This is a genomic window from Arthrobacter sp. MP_M4, assembly GCF_035984855.1.
Lineage (GTDB): Bacteria > Actinomycetota > Actinomycetes > Actinomycetales > Micrococcaceae > Arthrobacter.
In genome coordinates this window covers 84208-98424 of sequence record NZ_JAXCHX010000006.1, presented here as the reverse complement: position 1 = coordinate 98424, position 14217 = coordinate 84208, and the positions used below count along the sequence as shown (strand labels likewise).

At 66.3% G+C, this 14217-nt stretch carries 17 protein-coding genes and 1 tRNA gene; 9 read left to right on the top strand and 9 right to left on the bottom strand.

Annotated features, from left to right (window positions below):
- Window positions 1-217: 217 nt before the first annotated feature.
- The 4 genes from RCH15_RS07570 (at window position 218) to RCH15_RS07555 (ending at window position 2308) form a co-directional block, all read left to right on the top strand.
- Window positions 218-961: an SGNH/GDSL hydrolase family protein gene (locus tag RCH15_RS07570; protein ID WP_326959616.1), complete on the top strand. Its 744-nt coding sequence runs from the start codon at window positions 218-220 to the stop codon at window positions 959-961.
- Window positions 962-1056: 95 nt separating this feature from the next.
- Window positions 1057-1266 (top strand): dodecin, encoded by a 210-nt coding sequence (locus RCH15_RS07565; RefSeq protein ID WP_326959614.1) that lies wholly within the window; start codon window positions 1057-1059, stop codon window positions 1264-1266.
- Window positions 1267-1416: 150 nt separating this feature from the next.
- On the top strand, window positions 1417-1680 hold the full coding sequence (locus tag RCH15_RS07560; protein ID WP_326959612.1) for a GlsB/YeaQ/YmgE family stress response membrane protein: 264 nt from the start codon (window positions 1417-1419) through the stop codon (window positions 1678-1680).
- A 133-nt stretch (window positions 1681-1813) separates the two neighbouring features.
- Window positions 1814-2308 carry a hypothetical protein gene (locus RCH15_RS07555; protein ID WP_326959610.1) on the top strand — a complete coding sequence of 165 codons (495 nt, stop codon included), beginning with the start codon at window positions 1814-1816 and terminating at the stop codon, window positions 2306-2308.
- Between the two features lie 78 nt (window positions 2309-2386).
- Here the strand turns inward: RCH15_RS07555 and RCH15_RS07550 are convergent, their stop codons facing one another.
- Entirely contained in the window at window positions 2387-3193 is an 807-nt protein-coding gene (locus RCH15_RS07550) for a putative protein N(5)-glutamine methyltransferase (RefSeq protein ID WP_326959608.1), read from the bottom strand.
- A gap of 65 nt (window positions 3194-3258) precedes the next feature.
- On the opposite strand from RCH15_RS07550, the gene RCH15_RS07545 reads away from it, so the two are divergent.
- Entirely contained in the window at window positions 3259-4332 is a 1074-nt protein-coding gene (locus tag RCH15_RS07545; protein ID WP_326959606.1) for a lactonase family protein, read from the top strand.
- A gap of 157 nt (window positions 4333-4489) precedes the next feature.
- Here RCH15_RS07545 and RCH15_RS07540 read toward each other — a convergent pair whose 3' ends face one another.
- Entirely contained in the window at window positions 4490-5512 is a 1023-nt protein-coding gene (locus RCH15_RS07540; protein WP_326959604.1) for a PHP domain-containing protein, read from the bottom strand.
- A gap of 183 nt (window positions 5513-5695) precedes the next feature.
- On the opposite strand from RCH15_RS07540, the gene RCH15_RS07535 reads away from it, so the two are divergent.
- On the top strand, window positions 5696-6868 hold the full coding sequence (locus RCH15_RS07535) for a GGDEF domain-containing protein (RefSeq protein ID WP_326959602.1): 1173 nt from the start codon (window positions 5696-5698) through the stop codon (window positions 6866-6868).
- Between the two features lie 213 nt (window positions 6869-7081).
- Here the strand turns inward: RCH15_RS07535 and RCH15_RS07530 are convergent, their stop codons facing one another.
- The 4 genes from RCH15_RS07530 to RCH15_RS07515 all read right to left on the bottom strand — a co-directional run bounded on the left by RCH15_RS07530 (window position 7082) and on the right by RCH15_RS07515 (window position 8506).
- Complete coding sequence (locus RCH15_RS07530; RefSeq protein WP_326959600.1) at window positions 7082-7342, bottom strand: hypothetical protein; 261 nt, start codon at window positions 7340-7342, stop codon at window positions 7082-7084.
- Window positions 7343-7389: 47 nt separating this feature from the next.
- A complete protein-coding gene (locus tag RCH15_RS07525) occupies window positions 7390-7899 on the bottom strand; it encodes a MarR family winged helix-turn-helix transcriptional regulator (RefSeq protein ID WP_326959598.1) in 510 nt (169 codons plus the stop codon).
- A gap of 77 nt (window positions 7900-7976) precedes the next feature.
- A complete protein-coding gene (locus RCH15_RS07520; protein ID WP_326959596.1) occupies window positions 7977-8252 on the bottom strand; it encodes a hypothetical protein in 276 nt (91 codons plus the stop codon).
- A gap of 181 nt (window positions 8253-8433) precedes the next feature.
- A tRNA-Lys gene (locus tag RCH15_RS07515) sits at window positions 8434-8506 on the bottom strand.
- A 227-nt stretch (window positions 8507-8733) separates the two neighbouring features.
- Here RCH15_RS07515 and RCH15_RS07510 point away from each other — a divergent pair.
- The 3 genes from RCH15_RS07510 to RCH15_RS07500 all read left to right on the top strand — a co-directional run bounded on the left by RCH15_RS07510 (window position 8734) and on the right by RCH15_RS07500 (window position 11308).
- A complete protein-coding gene (locus RCH15_RS07510; RefSeq protein ID WP_326959594.1) occupies window positions 8734-9390 on the top strand; it encodes a hypothetical protein in 657 nt (218 codons plus the stop codon).
- A gap of 282 nt (window positions 9391-9672) precedes the next feature.
- Window positions 9673-10290, top strand: coding sequence for a DUF47 domain-containing protein (locus tag RCH15_RS07505; protein WP_326959592.1), 618 nt, complete (start codon window positions 9673-9675; stop codon window positions 10288-10290).
- A gap of 1 nt (window position 10291) precedes the next feature.
- Window positions 10292-11308, top strand: coding sequence for an inorganic phosphate transporter (locus RCH15_RS07500; protein ID WP_326959590.1), 1017 nt, complete (start codon window positions 10292-10294; stop codon window positions 11306-11308).
- An 8-nt stretch (window positions 11309-11316) separates the two neighbouring features.
- Here RCH15_RS07500 and pstB read toward each other — a convergent pair whose 3' ends face one another.
- Genes pstB through pstC form a run of 3 tightly spaced genes read right to left on the bottom strand, consistent with a single transcriptional unit; the run spans window position 11317 to window position 14194 of the window.
- Window positions 11317-12096, bottom strand: coding sequence for a phosphate ABC transporter ATP-binding protein PstB (pstB, locus tag RCH15_RS07495; protein WP_326959588.1), 780 nt, complete (start codon window positions 12094-12096; stop codon window positions 11317-11319).
- A gap of 55 nt (window positions 12097-12151) precedes the next feature.
- Complete coding sequence (gene pstA / locus RCH15_RS07490; protein WP_326959586.1) at window positions 12152-13261, bottom strand: phosphate ABC transporter permease PstA; 1110 nt, start codon at window positions 13259-13261, stop codon at window positions 12152-12154.
- Window positions 13262-14194: a phosphate ABC transporter permease subunit PstC gene (gene pstC, locus RCH15_RS07485; RefSeq protein WP_326959584.1), complete on the bottom strand. Its 933-nt coding sequence runs from the start codon at window positions 14192-14194 to the stop codon at window positions 13262-13264.
- Window positions 14195-14217: the final 23 nt, after the last annotated feature.

The following is a 14217-nucleotide window of genomic DNA, read 5'->3' as shown; positions in this document are numbered from 1 at the left end:
ACCGTTGTGGCCACGCGCCCGCCCGGTTCGGGACCAAAGTACCTAGCAGAGCCTGCATTTTGGGCGTATTGCTGGGGGTGTGAACGCCGCCGGCTTCTTGGATTCCGGCGCCGGCCCTGCCGGCGTCGGAGGTCCTGCCCTGGGGCGGCGCCCGGGGCGCGCTCCGGGCCCGGGCGACGGACCGGCAAAAGCAGGCCTCTGGAGCCGCTACGTAGCTATGGGCGATTCGTTCACCGCCGGCATGGGGGATCCAGAACCGCTGAGCCCTGGCGGCATGAGGGGATGGGCCGACCGAATCGCCGAGGAACTAAGCGAAAGACGGGCGGAGTTCGCCTACGCAAACCTTGCCGTCAGCGGCCTCCTCCTGCGGGAGATCCTTGACCGACAACTCGGGCCTGCCATTGCCTTGAAACCGGATCTGGTCACGCTCTCGGCCGGAGGTAACGACCTCGTGTTCCACCGCAGCGATCCTGACCGGCTTGCCGCTGCCCTCGACGCGGCAGTGGGGATGCTCAGTGCCACCGGCGCCACCATTGTGCTGTTCACGGGTCCGGACTGGGGCGATACACCGCTGTTGGGTCACAACCGGGGCAGGGTGGCCGTCTTTAACGAAAACATCCGGACCATCGCAGCGCGCCACCACGGCGTCATCGCCGATCTATGGTCCCTGCGGCAGCTTTCCGACCCGCAGATGTGGGACCCGGACCGGCTGCACTTCTCCCCGATGGGACATCACACCATCGCGGCCATGGTGTTAGAGTCACTCAGCGTCCCGCACAGCCTTCGTCCGCTGGAGCCCAAACCAATGCCGCCCGGAACCTGGCGGGAGAGCACGGCCGGGGACCTTGCCTGGTTTACCAATTACCTGCTTCCCTGGATGCTCAGCCGGGTCCGGAAACACTCCGATGCCCCTCCCCTGCTGCCCAAGCGGCCCGACCCCGGGCCGGTTGCGGGATTGTGAAACAGAGAGCTCCGCCCTAGTCCCGCCGCTGTCCGTCGGCTAATCTGCAGGGACGGCCCACCGCCGGGTCTCCCTGCCGATCACGAGGAGCGAAGTTGTCCAATCACACGTACAGCATTTCTGAAATCGTTGGAACGTCGACCGAAGGCATCGACGCCGCAGTCCGCAACGGCATCGCCGAGGCCGCCAAGACCCTGCGGAACCTGGACTGGTTTGAGGTCAAGGAAGTCCGCGGACACCTCGAAAACGGCGAGGTGGCTGACTGGCAGGTCACCATTAAGCTCGGTTTCCGCCTGGAGCGCTGACTTTCGACGCCCTCAAAGGTGCCGCTGTAGATCATTTCGACGCGCTCAACTGGCTCTTTGATACTAAGCATGATTACTATTGGGGAGAAGGATGTAGCGCACCCGGCGTTCCGGGTGCCTCCTCTATATGTAGAAGAAGGATCGATAAAAATGGGTTTTCTCGGATTTCTGCTTCTGGGTCTTATCGCCGGTGCAATCGCTAAGGCAATCCTCCCGGGCCGCCAGGGCGGTGGCATCTTCATCACACTGCTGCTCGGTGTCGTTGGCGCACTTCTCGGCGGCTGGCTCGGCAGCATGCTGTTCAACACGAACATCAACGAATTCTTCTCGCTGTCGACCTGGCTCTTGGCCATCGGCGGCTCGATCATCGTCCTGCTCGTTTACGGCATGATCACCAAGCGCTCAGCCCGCTAAAGCTGACGCGACCGAAAAGCCGGTCCCGGGATCTATCCCGGGACCGGTTTTTTGTACCCGGCCTTCCCCGGACCCCGCAACACCAACTAAGAACACCCAAACTTTGAGCACCACCGATCAGCAGGAGGACAGCATGAAAGGCAAACTTCTTTTCGGCACCGGAATCGCCGCGGGCTACATTCTCGGGTCACGGTCCGGACGCGCTGCGTACGAGAAACTCAAAGCCCGGGCAACGGCCCTCTGGCAGAGCCAACCCGTCCAGGACAAAGTGACAGCGGCGGCCGACGCCGTAAAGGAAAAGGCGCCCGAGGTATCCGAACAGTTGGGTGAGGCCGCCCGCCGCGCCGGAACCGTCATCGGTTCCGCTGTCCGCGGGGACGGCTCGAAGGAGACCACCGGCGGTTCCGCCTCGAACGACGCCGGCACCCCCGCCGCAGCCGGCTCCGGCATCCCGGCGCACAGCACCCATCCCGAAACGGTCAACCTGGGCACGTCAACTGCCGCCGCGGCGTCCGACGTCGAGTCCGACGCGGACTTGAATGACCAGCTTGGCCAGGACTGGTCCGACGAGGGCGGGGCCACTCCGGCCGGAGTGTCCATCCACGTCGATCCTGATCTGGGTCGCTAGCTACACTGGATCACCCGGCGACAGGGGCGGGGCTGCCGGGGTGGTTTCGGGGTAGCTCCCTGCTGTCCTGATGTCGGCTCACCCGATATCCACCGTCCCGATAACAACGGTCGCGTCCAACGCCTTTGACCTCGCCACCCGTGCCGTGAGCCCATTGCGGGCAAAAAGCTCCACGGTCTTCGGCGCCTGCCGCTGGCTGGTCTCAATCAGCAGGGAGCCGCCCGGCGCCAGCCACATCGTCGCCGCGGCGGCCACCCGCCGGTGAACCGCCTGCCCGTCATCACCGCCATCCAGGGAAGCCCGCGGTTCGTGGAGGCGGGCTTCCCGCGGCATGGTGTTGATCTCTGCCGAAGGAACATACGGGGCATTGACGGCCAGGAGATCCACTGCGCCGCGCAGGTGCGCGGGAAGCGGCCCATACAGATCCCCTTCATACGCTTTACCCCCGAACGGCGCCACATTCCGGGCCGCGCACCGGACAGCGGCGGCGTCGATGTCGGCGGCATACAGTTTCAGTGGCCCCGCCAGCATTGCGAGCGCGGTACCCACCGCGCCCGATCCGCAGCACAGGTCAACGACGACGGGCACTCGCCCTGGGCTTCCCTCGTCTCGGAGCAGGCGGACTGCCCGCTTGACGAGGAAGCCGGTGCGGCGGCGCGGCACAAATACGCCCGGGTCCACGGCGATCCGTAATCCGCAGAACTCGGCCCAGCCCAGGACGTGCTCGAGCGGTTGACCGGAGATCCGGCGCTCCACGAGGGTGTCGAGGTGGTCCGGTCCTGTCGCGGCTGCCGCCAAAAGCGCCGCTTCTTCCTCAGCGAAGACGCAGCCGGCGGCCCGGAGCCGGATGACGACGTCGGGCTGCGGCGCTGGTGTGGTCATCATGCCGGGCTTCCCCTTTCGGCGGCCGGTGCCGGAACGCCATGCTATCGAAGTGGCAGGATGAGGCTATGGCCACCCACAGATCATCTTCCGAACCTATGCCGCCAGTGCCCGCCGGCGCCATCCCATCCAACGAAGTGATCTGGACCGGATGCTACACCGCGGACGGCGGCGGAAGCGGGACCGGCATTGGGGCGCTGCACGCCGGCACCGGCGGAACGCTGCGCCTGCTGGGGGTCGCCGCTGCCGCGGACTCGCCGTCGTTCCTCGCCGTGCACCCCGGCCTCGGGATGGTCTACGCCGTAGCCGAGAAAGCGGGTACGGTCCGGGCCTACCGCAGGTGCGGCGCATTCGGCCTGGAACCCGCGGGACGGGACTGGCCAGCCGGAGACGCTGCCTGTCATGTCACCGTCGACCCGCGGGGCCGCTTTCTGGTGGTGACCTGTTGGGGTGACGGCCAGGTCCTGCTGTATGAACTCGACGACGACGGCGGCATCACGGCCCGCTTCGCGGCCGCCGCCTCGGAAGTCCCGGGCCGTCCCAGCCGTGCCCACGCCAGCCTGATGCTCGACGACGGCAGGGTGATGACCACCGACCTCGGACACGACCTCCTGCGGATCTGGAACTACGTGCCCGCCGAGGGTCTGCTGCTGGACCACGAGGTGGCACTGCCTTCGGACAGCGGTCCGCGGCATCTGGTTCAACATGCCGGCGGCAGCGTACTCGTGGTGACTGAATACTCGATTGAGGTTGCCCTGGTGCACGGCTCCCCGTCCGGAATATTTGCCCTGACCGGAATGTTTCCGGCGACCCTGGCCGGACCGCTGCCCGGGGACGGGGCTGCAGAAATCGCCCTCACAGCGGACGGCATGCACGCCTACGTGGGCGTCCGGGGCTCCAACCGGATCGGCGTGCTGGAGGTGGCTGGCGACGGCCTCGCCGTCCGGCCCCTGGCCGATCTGCCCAGCGGCGGCGACTGGCCCCGGCACCATTTGGTCCGGAACGGCTGGCTGCACGTCGCGCACGAGCGTTCCGGGGAGGTGGTGACGTATCCACTGGATCCGGTGAGCGGCCTCCCGGGCGGGGCCGTGGGCAGGGTGGAGCTGGCTTCAACCACCGCACTGATCCCGGCGGGCAGATAACGGGCATGCCCGTTCCCCGCCCTAAAGAACGGGCATGCCCGTTCCCCGCCCTAAAGAACGGGCATGCCCGTTTTCCACACCCAGGAGTGGTCATAACCGGGCTATGTCCAGCGGGCTTGGCGGCGGATGGGCATGTCCGTGCGCGGCGCGGCGGCGGTCAGCTCTCTGCGCCCGACCACTCCAGCAGACGCTCCAGGGGCCAGGTGTTGATGATCCGCGCCACGGGGACGCCGTGGCGTTCGGCGCGCTCGGCGCCGTATTGCAGGAAATCAAGCTGCCCCGGGGCGTGGGCGTCGCTGTCGATACTGAAAAGGCAGCCCGCATCGAGGGCCAGTTCGATCAGGGCGCCGGGCGGATCCTGGCGTTCGGGCCGTGAGTTGATTTCAACGGCGACGTCGTTTTCCGCGCAGGCGGCGAAGACCTTCTGGGCGTCAAACTCCGACGCCGGCCGCGTTCCCCGGCCGCCTTGAACGAGGCGGCCTGTGCAGTGCCCGAGCACGTTCGTGTGCGGGTCGGTGATCGCGCCGAGCATCCGCCGGGTCATGGTGCGCTTGTCCGAGCGAAGCTTCGAGTGCACGCTGGCCACCACAATGTCCAAGCTATTGAGCATCTCCGGAGTCTGATCCAGACTGCCGTCCTCAAGGATGTCGACCTCGATGCCCCGCAGCAGCCGGAAGCCGCCGTCGCCGTCTGCGTTGATCCCCGCGACGATCGCGAGTTGCTCGGACAACCGCTCGGCACTGAGCCCATTGGCGATCTTCAGGTTCGGCGAATGGTCGGTCAACGCCAGGTACTCGCGGCCCAGCAACCTCGCGGCGTCCACCATGGCCTGGATCGGGGACCCGCCGTCGGACCAGTCGCTGTGGCTGTGCAGGTCGCCGCGGAGGGCAGCCAAAATCTCCTGACCGCCTGCCGCCAGCGGCTGGGCGCCCCGGGTCCGCAGGCCGTCCAGGTACTCCGGCACCCCGCCGTCGAGAGCTTCACTGATGACCTGGAAGGTGCGGTCGCCGATGCCTTTGGTTCTCTTGAGCCGGCCGTCCCTGGCCCTGGCCGCCAGGTCCTCCGGCGCAAGATCGGCAATGATTCCGGCGGCCTTCCGGAAGGCCTGGACCTTGAAGGTCGGGGCGAGCTCGCGTTCGAGCCAGAAGGCGATCTCGTTCAGGGCAACGACGGCATCCATTGCACCATCTTGCACCCCGGAACCCGGATTCGGGGACAGCCGGCGTTGTCCTGGATGTGGGACTGCGTTGGGCGGCCGGGACGCGTTCTGCGAGACTAGTGCCAGCCGGGGCCTGATCCGGGGGGAACTACGCCGAAGGACCATGGGGAGGGCCGCTCCGGCAGCTGGGAAGACTTTCACGTTATGGTCGTGCTCGACAGGTCAACGCTCATGGTCGGTTTCGCCGTGATGACGCTGACAATGCTGGTCTTGTTCTACTTCGACACCTACCGCAAGAGCCGCGCCTCCTTTGCCGGCTGGTGGTGCTGGGCTGTCGCCGCCTTCTTTTCCGGCGCCGTCTTCTACTTTTTGGGGGAGGGGCAGGCCGTGGCCTGGGCCGCGAGCGTGGGAAACGGCGTGATGGTGCTTGGCGCCGGTTGCGTCTGGGCAGGCACCCGTTCGCTGGCGGGCCGCCGAATCCGTCCCTGGCTCCTGGGCATCCCTGCAACAGCCGCCCTGGCCATCGATCTTGCGGTGCGCGATTCCGCCAACGCGAGGTTCGGCAACGTCGCGCTCCTGGCTCTGATGGGAACGGCGATTGGCCTGGCCTCCGTGGAGCTGTGGCGCGAACGGGAAGCATCCTGGCACCTGGTCCGGTCCCTGGCCGTCGCAACGGCCGGCTGCGCCGTCTATTACCTGAGCCGGACGGTGGGGCTTGCCGTCCTCGGCCCGTCGGATCCGCTGTTCCAGGGGCTCTTCGGTACCGGTGTGACCCTGCTGATGGCCATGGTTCTGCTGGTGGTTGTCTCCTCCAGCATCACGTCACTGAACTACGCCCGCCGGACCGAGAACCTGCAGGAACTGGCCTACCGCGACGGGCTCACCGGCCTGCTGAACCGGGAGGCATTTATGCGCCAGGCCCAGCACAGGTTCCGGACCAACATCGCGGCGGGCGTGGACACGGCCATTGTGATGGCGGATCTGGACCATTTCAAGACCATCAACGACCGATTCGGCCATGATGCGGGCGACGGCGTCATCCGGGCTTTCGCGGTGGCCTGCCGCCTCGCGGTCCGGGATGCTGACCTTGTGGGCCGCTACGGCGGCGAGGAGTTCGCACTGCTGCTCGACGGCGTCAACTCAGGCGAAGGCGTCCGCGTCGCGGAGCGGATCAACGCCGAGCTGGCGAAACTCAGCGCCCTGCCCGCCGGCACTGCCGCGCCGACGGCAAGCTTCGGCGTCGTCGACGCCCTCGACCGGAACGCCGGTCTGCAGCGCCTGCTCCGGGAAGCAGACCGGGCCCTGTACGCAGCGAAGGCCGCCGGGCGCAACCGCGCTGTGGTTGGCTTTGCTCCCACCGCCAACCAGCAGGCGTGATCCTGCGGCATTGACTGTCAGTGCGTGCGGGCGGGCTCAGTACGCGCGGACAAGCTTCGCTGCGGGTCTGTTTGCCTTGCCGCCGAGGGCCGCACTGGGGAGTCTCTGACCGCCATGGCCGTCAGCACGGACACCCAAGCGGCGCCGAGCTCAGGGGGGTTGCGGGCGTACGGAGGCATGCGGGCCGATCAGTTACAGCGGAGCGCGGAGCGTTCACCGGCTTCGTTCGGCCGCGATGGCCGGCGCGGGGAGAACTCCGTCTCGCTGGAAGCCGCAGGCGCAGCGCCAGAGCGGCGGCAATTCAATTGCGGCATCGGGAGGTGAGAAGGAGTACACGGACATGGCGGCGGCGCCCGGTGTCTTCCACTCCATCGGCATCCCGCAGTGGATGGGCGCTGCCAGCGACAGGGCAGGCGCAGCAGCAGCGGGCGCCAGCTCGGCCACCAGTCCACCGGGAAAACAAATATCAGACATAGTTAGTAAGCATACATATAACTAGACAATCTAACTACTCTGGGCAACTACCCTTCCGGGACACTCCGCGGTTCGGTCATGGCCTCACCCATCCGCTGTAGAAAACTCACCACAATCCGCGCCTCATCCGCGGTGAGACTCTCGGCGACAGCCATCATTCTCTGGTGCAGGGAACCCAGCGTGGCCCGGACTTCAACATCGGTTGCTGCCGTCGGGACGATCACCAGTGAGCGCCGGTCGGTGGGATGCGGCTCCCGGCGAACGTGACCGGTGCCCACGAGCCGGTCGATCAGCGACGTAGTGGAGGCAGTGGTGATTCCCAGCATGCGGCTCAAGTCTTTCGGGCCCACCCTCCCGCCACCGGCCTGGGCGCGCAGCAGGTACCGGAGTGCCAGCAGGTCAGTCTCGCCCATTCCCATCGAATCCCGCGTGGAGCGTCGCCGGGCGACCTCCACATTGCGGTAGTCCCGCAGCGCCTGCAGGACCGCGCCCGGCGGATCAAGCCTGTCGTCAGGGCCGTACCAGTACCCGGAGCCGGCGGGTTTCTGCTCATTCATCCGGCAATCCTAGCCGAACTGATTACTCGCCGACCGTACTTTCCCAACGCACGGGCTGATCCAGGAGCCTGGCTCCCCTAGTCCTCGATGCTGACGGCAACGTCCAGGTAAATACCCTTTTCCGACGCGAGGCGACCCTGGAGAAGCCGTGCGAGGCTCGCGCCGTCGACTGTATGTTCGCTTTCCGGAATGACGCCGCGGAAGGTCGCCTCGACGTTTGTGGACCGCAGGACATCCATGCGGGCGCAGCCCAGCCGCGTCGAAGAAATTAATTCGACCTCGGTCCGGAAGGATTCCCGGCCACCGTCCCGCACCGTGGCGGTCATGGTGAAGGGAATGAAAGCTGTTGACATAAGGATCCTCTCCCGGCGGGAGCCGGGCCGCTCCCTCATCAGGTCAAGGTTCCCTGTTGCCGGGGTATTCCCGGTGGTCCCTGTGCTGCCGGCGGCCGGGCCGTCCGTAGAGCCGGGCCTGCGGGGCTGGTGACAAACAAAAGCAGGCCAGAGGACATCTGCCTCTGGCCTGCTTGGCGGGTGGGCCCTGTGGGGATCGAACCCACGACCCACGGATTAAAAGTCCGATGCTCTACCAACTGAGCTAAAGGCCCCAGCTGAAGTCCTCAAACAGTGGATAAATCCGCTGTCCAAAGGCCGATCAGCCCAGTCCATTTCTGGACGTTAATACTGTACCCCAGACCTGGGCGCATTTTGCGCATCGGGGCGCGGACACGGCCGTCGGACGCCGGAAACGGGTGCGGGGAACAGGTGCCGGACGGGGCCGGGACCGCCGGTTGGCACGCTCGATTCCCCGCCAGCACTGGAGTAGCGTGGTGGCATGAGCGAGCAAGCAGGATCCAGCGCCCCAGGACCGCACCGGCACCACAAGCCGAAGCCTTTCGCCCCCAGCGATTTTGAGCCCTTCGCGGGCGGCGCCGATCCCGCGCGCGTCTCCGAAGCGGCGCACCTCGCCGCCCAGGCACTGGTGCGCCGTGGACGCGACAGCGACGATCCCGTGGTGACGAAGCGGCTCGTGAAGCTCGCCGATGAGCAAGGCCTGGAAGCGATCGCCGAAATGTGGGCAGAAAGCCCGGCCCGCTCGCTGCCGGGTGCCCTCTGGCGGCTGTATGCCCTTCGCGCCGCCACGATTCGGGATCCCGAGCGGATCTCCGTCTATTTCCGGGCCGGCAAAGACACCGCGCAGGTCTCACACGTGGTGGCCGGTGCCGCCGAGCCGCCCGGAGCGGACGAAATGAAATCCATGGCGGACGCCATTCTCTCCGGCGCGTTCGACGGCGAGTTCGACGTCGCGTTGGAACGTTCCGCCGCATTTTGCCGGGTGGTGGCCCTGGGCCAGGCCACGCTCGCCGACGGCGCCGAGCACAGCAATGAGAGCCACGCGAGCAAACTCACGCGCAATTCGCATCTTCTGGTTAAAACCGCGGAGGACCTCGAACACGCCGCCCACGCCTGGCGGCGGGGCGAGCTGGACTGAACCGGCCTGCCGCCACTAGGCACGCAGCCCACGGACTGTCAATGTTGACTTGTCTCCGGCCACGTAGAAAACTAAAAGCGGTGCCGAACCGCGAAACCCCCGGGCTTCAACATCTAGCCGCCTAGAGCGGCCTACCGCCGAGAGGCGTATCCGGTTCGGCACCATCTTCATGCCCCCGTGCAGGCCGGACGGTAAAGTAATTCTCATGCGCCGGTCAGCACCACTTCACACGCCCGGCAGACATCACCCGTGCACCTCCCTCCCGAAGACCGGTAATCACACGTGAAGCTGCGCCTTTTCCCCCAGGAGCCCGCCGGGCTGAACCTCCTTGCCCAGCTGGCAGGCCAAATTGCGCTCGCCACCGGCACCCTCTCGGAGATTCTCGGCGCACCGGCCAGTGAGAATGCCCGGCTGGTCGAGGACATGCACAACCACGAGGCCAAGTCCGCGGAGCTGCACTTCGCGCTGCTGACACACATGCGGACCTCGTTTGTGAACCCGCTCCCCCGCGAGGACATGTACGCCCTCTCCCGGTTCCTCAATGACGCGATGGAAAAACTCGATGCCGCCGCTGAGCTGGTGTCCTTGTACCAGCTGGACCGTCTGCCCAAGCGCGCCGCAGACCAGCTGGAAATCATCAGCAGGCAGGCAGAGCTCACCGTCGAGGCCATGCGGAAGCTGGATAATCTGGACGACCTTGAGGACTACTGGATCGAGGTGCTCCGCCTCGCCAAGCGCGCGGAACGCTCCCACCGCGTCTGGGTTGCGGACATGCTTCAGGAAATGAAACCAGCGCGGTACGCACGGAACCGGGATATCGCCGACCAGCTTGTGGGGGTTACCCGGGAGATGCGCAGGATCGCGACACAGGTGGGCAGCATCATCGTCAAGGAATCCTGACGTGGCCATCTTCCTGTTTGCCCTGGTGGTGGTCTTCGCCGGGGCATTCGCCTTCCTGAACGGGTTTAGGGACGCTTCGGCGTCCGTGGCGCTGGCCGTCCGGACCCGTGCCCTCACGCCCACCATCGCGGTGCTGCTGGCCGCACTTTTCAACTTCATCGGTTCCGGGCTGAGCGCCGGGCTGGCCCTGGCCGTCAGCAAAGCCTGGGTGCAGTTGCCCGCCGGCGTGAACGGGCTGACCATTCTGATGGCCGGGCTGCTCAGTGCCGTGCTGTGGGGGATATTCACCTGGTGGCGGGGGATGCCGTCGTCCTCGACCCATGCCCTGGTGGGGGGGCTGGCGGGCGCCGGGATCGCGAGCGTTGCCGCCGGCGGGAACGCCGTGGGGGGCAGTGACACGTCGCTGCTCTTCCAGGTGGCGCTTCCGTTGCTGCTCTCACCGCTGCTTGCCTTCGCCGGCGCCTACGTGCTGGTCTGGCCCGCGACGTGGGCTGCGCGGTACACGCCACCGAACGTGGTGAACGGCCGCTCACGGACGGCCCAGAGCATTGCCAGCGGCGCGGTGGCCTTCGCCCATGGCCTCCAGGACGGCCAGCGCACCAGCGCCGTCCTGGTCCTCGCGCTGCTGGCTTCCGGCCTGTCCGACGGCGGCGACCTGCCGGTGTGGGTTGCACTGTTCACAGCGGCCCTGCTGACCGCCGGCACCCTGGCCGGGGGCTGGCGTATCTCCTACACGATCGGCTACCGGCTGATCCGGATGGACCCCCTGCGGGGCTCAGTCGCGCAGCTGTTCAGCTCGGCCATCCTGTTGGTCGGCGCGGTGGGGCTGCAGTGGCCCGTTTCCACGACCCACACGGTGACGTCCGCCGTTCTGGGGGCCGGCTCCAACCAGAGTTTCCGCGCCACCAACCGGAGGGTGGTTCTCCGGATCCTGACCTTCTGGGTCCTTACCCCGCTGGCGACGGCGGCAGTGGCCTTCGTACTGTGCCTGTCCCTGTCACCGCTTACCGAGCTTTAAGCCCGGCTTTAGCCGAAGCGGCCGGAGACGTAGTCCTCGGTGGCTTTCTCGGTGGGGTTGCTGAACATGGTGTGCGTGTCGCCGTACTCAATCAGCTTGCCCGGTTTGCCGGTGCCGGCGATGTTGAAAAACGCCGTCTTGTTGGACACCCGGGCGGCCTGCTGCATGTTGTGGGTCACAATCACCACGGTGTACTGGTCTTTGAGTTCGTTGATGAGGTCCTCAATGGCCAGGGTGGAGATCGGGTCCAGCGCGGAGCAGGGCTCATCCATCAGGATGACCTGCGGTTCCACGGCGATGGCCCGGGCGATGCAGAGCCGCTGCTGCTGGCCGCCGGACAGGCCGGAGCCGGGCTTGGCCAGCCGGTCCTTGACCTCGTTCCAGAGGTTGGCGCCCTGCAGGGAACGCTCCACCAGCACGTCCGCTTCGCCTTTGGAGATCTTTTGGTTGTTCAGCTTCACACCGGCGAGGACGTTGTCGCGGATGGACATCGTGGGGAACGGGTTGGGCCGCTGGAATACCATGCCGATCTGCGACCGGACGGTGACCGGGTCCACGCCGGGGCCGTACAGGTTGTCGCCGTCGAGCAGCACCTCACCTTCGACGCGGGCGCCGGGGATTACCTCGTGCATCCGGTTCAGGGTGCGCAGGAACGTGGATTTGCCGCAGCCGGAAGGGCCGATGAAGGCCGTGACGGACTTGGCTTCGATGTTGATGTTGACGTCTTCGACGGCCAGGAATTTGCTGTAGTAGACGTTCAGGTCTTTGACGTCGATGCGCTTAGACATGATGTTCCTTCACTTGCTGGAGGTACGGGCTGAAGAGCGGGGCGGCCATGGCGGGTCAGCGGCCGGTCTTGGGGGCGAAGATGCGGGCAATGAGGCGGGCGCCGAGGTTGAGCAGCATCACCAGGATGATCAGGACCAGGGCGGCGCCCCAGGCGCGCTGGGAGGACGGATCCGGGTTGGACGGTGAGGTGGGGTTCAGGATCTGCGAGTAGATGAACGTGGGCAGCGAGGCCATCCAGCCGCCGAACACGTTGTAGTTGATTGACGTGGCGAATCCCGCCGTGACCAGAATCGGGGCGGTTTCCCCGATCACCCGCGCAATTGCGAGGGTGACGCCGGAAGCGATGCCGGAGATCGCCGTGGGGACGACCACTTTGAGGATGGTGCGCCACTTGCGGACGCCCAGGGCATAGGCAGCCTCGCGGAGTTCGTTGGGGACGATCTTGAGCATTTCCTCGCTGGAGCGGACCACCACGGGGATCATCAACACCGAGAGCGCGACGGCGGCGACCACACCGGTCTTGGTGCCTGGCCCGACGACGGCGAAAAAGAAGGCCGCCGAGAAAAGCCCGGCAACGATCGAGGGGATGCCGGTCATCACGTCCACGAAGAAAGTGATGGCGCGGGCGAGGGGGCGGTCGTTCCCGTATTCCACAAGGTAGACGGCGGTCAGCAGGCCGACGGGCACGGAGATCGCGGTCGCCAGTGCCGTGATCATGAGCGTGCCGAGCAGGGCATGGAAGATGCCGCCGACCACCGGCGCGCCGTCTTCGACGCTCTTGTTATCGAAAGCCCCGGTGACCCCGTTCATGGAGGTGGTGAGAAAGCCGGGGTCCGTGAGGCCGGGAAAGCCGTTGACCAGGACCGTCCAGACCACGGAGATCAGAGGCAGCAGAGCAATCAGGAACGCACCCACCACCAGGCAGGTGGCCAGCTTGTCCTTCGCGCGGCGCGAACCTTCCACTGCGGCGCTCCAGCCGACAAGGCCGGCGGCGAAGAAGACTGCGGAGACGATGCCCCAGCCGAGGGCGTTGAAACCGATCAGGGCCAGGACGGCGGCGCCGAGAACCAGCGCGATACCCAGCACTAAGTAGGGGGCCCACTTCGGGAGCTGGCCCTTCGTGAGGGCGGAGCGCTTCTTGACGGGGGTCAGTGTGGCTGTCATTTAATTGGCTCCCGAGAATTCTTTGTGCCGGCCGATGATCCAGCGCGCGACCATGTTCACGGCGAGGGTGATGACGAACAGGACCAGGCCGGCCGCGATGAGCGTGTTGACCTTCAGGCCGCTGGCCTCCGGGAAGTTGAGCGCGATTTCGGCGGCGATGGTCTGGTTGCCGGACTGGATAAGGCTCGCAGTGAGGGCGCCGGAGGACAAGACGAGCGCGACTGCCATGGTCTCGCCGAGGGCGCGGCCCAGGCCAAGCATGACCGCGCTGACGATACCGGGGCGGCCGAACGGCAGGACGGCCATCCGGATCATTTCCCAGCGGGTGGCACCGAGCGCGAGCGCGGCCTCCTCGTGCAGCTTGGGGGTCTGCAGGAAGATTTCACGGCTGAGCGAGGCGATGATGGGCAGGATCATGACGGACAGCACGATTCCCGCGGTAAGGATGGTCTTGCCCGTGGCCGAGGCCGGGCCCTGGAAAATCGGCAGCCAGCCCAGGTTGCCGGCCAGCCAGTCGTAGGCCGGGGAGATTTCCTTGGCGAGGAATGCTGCACCCCAGGCACCGTAGACCACAGACGGGATGGCCGCCAGCAGGTCCACCACGTAGCCGAGGCCGGAGGCGAGCTTGCGCGGGGCGAAGTGCGAGATGAACAGCGCGACGCCGATCGCGACCGGTGTCGCGATGACGAGGGCGATCACGGCGGCGATCAACGTGCCGATGACGATCGGCCAGATGTACGCGAAAAAGCCTTCACCGCCCTGGATCTTGTCCGGAGAGGCCACGAGGGCGGGGAAAGCCTGAATGACGAGGAAAAGCGCCACGCCGAAGAGCACGGCCAGGATCAGGCATCCGGCGGCCAGGGTAGCAGCGGAAAAGACCTTATCTCCGGCGCGGCCTGCGCCCCGGGACGTGGTCAGGGAGGTGGTGGTCACTTCACGATCCTTCAGATCTTGGT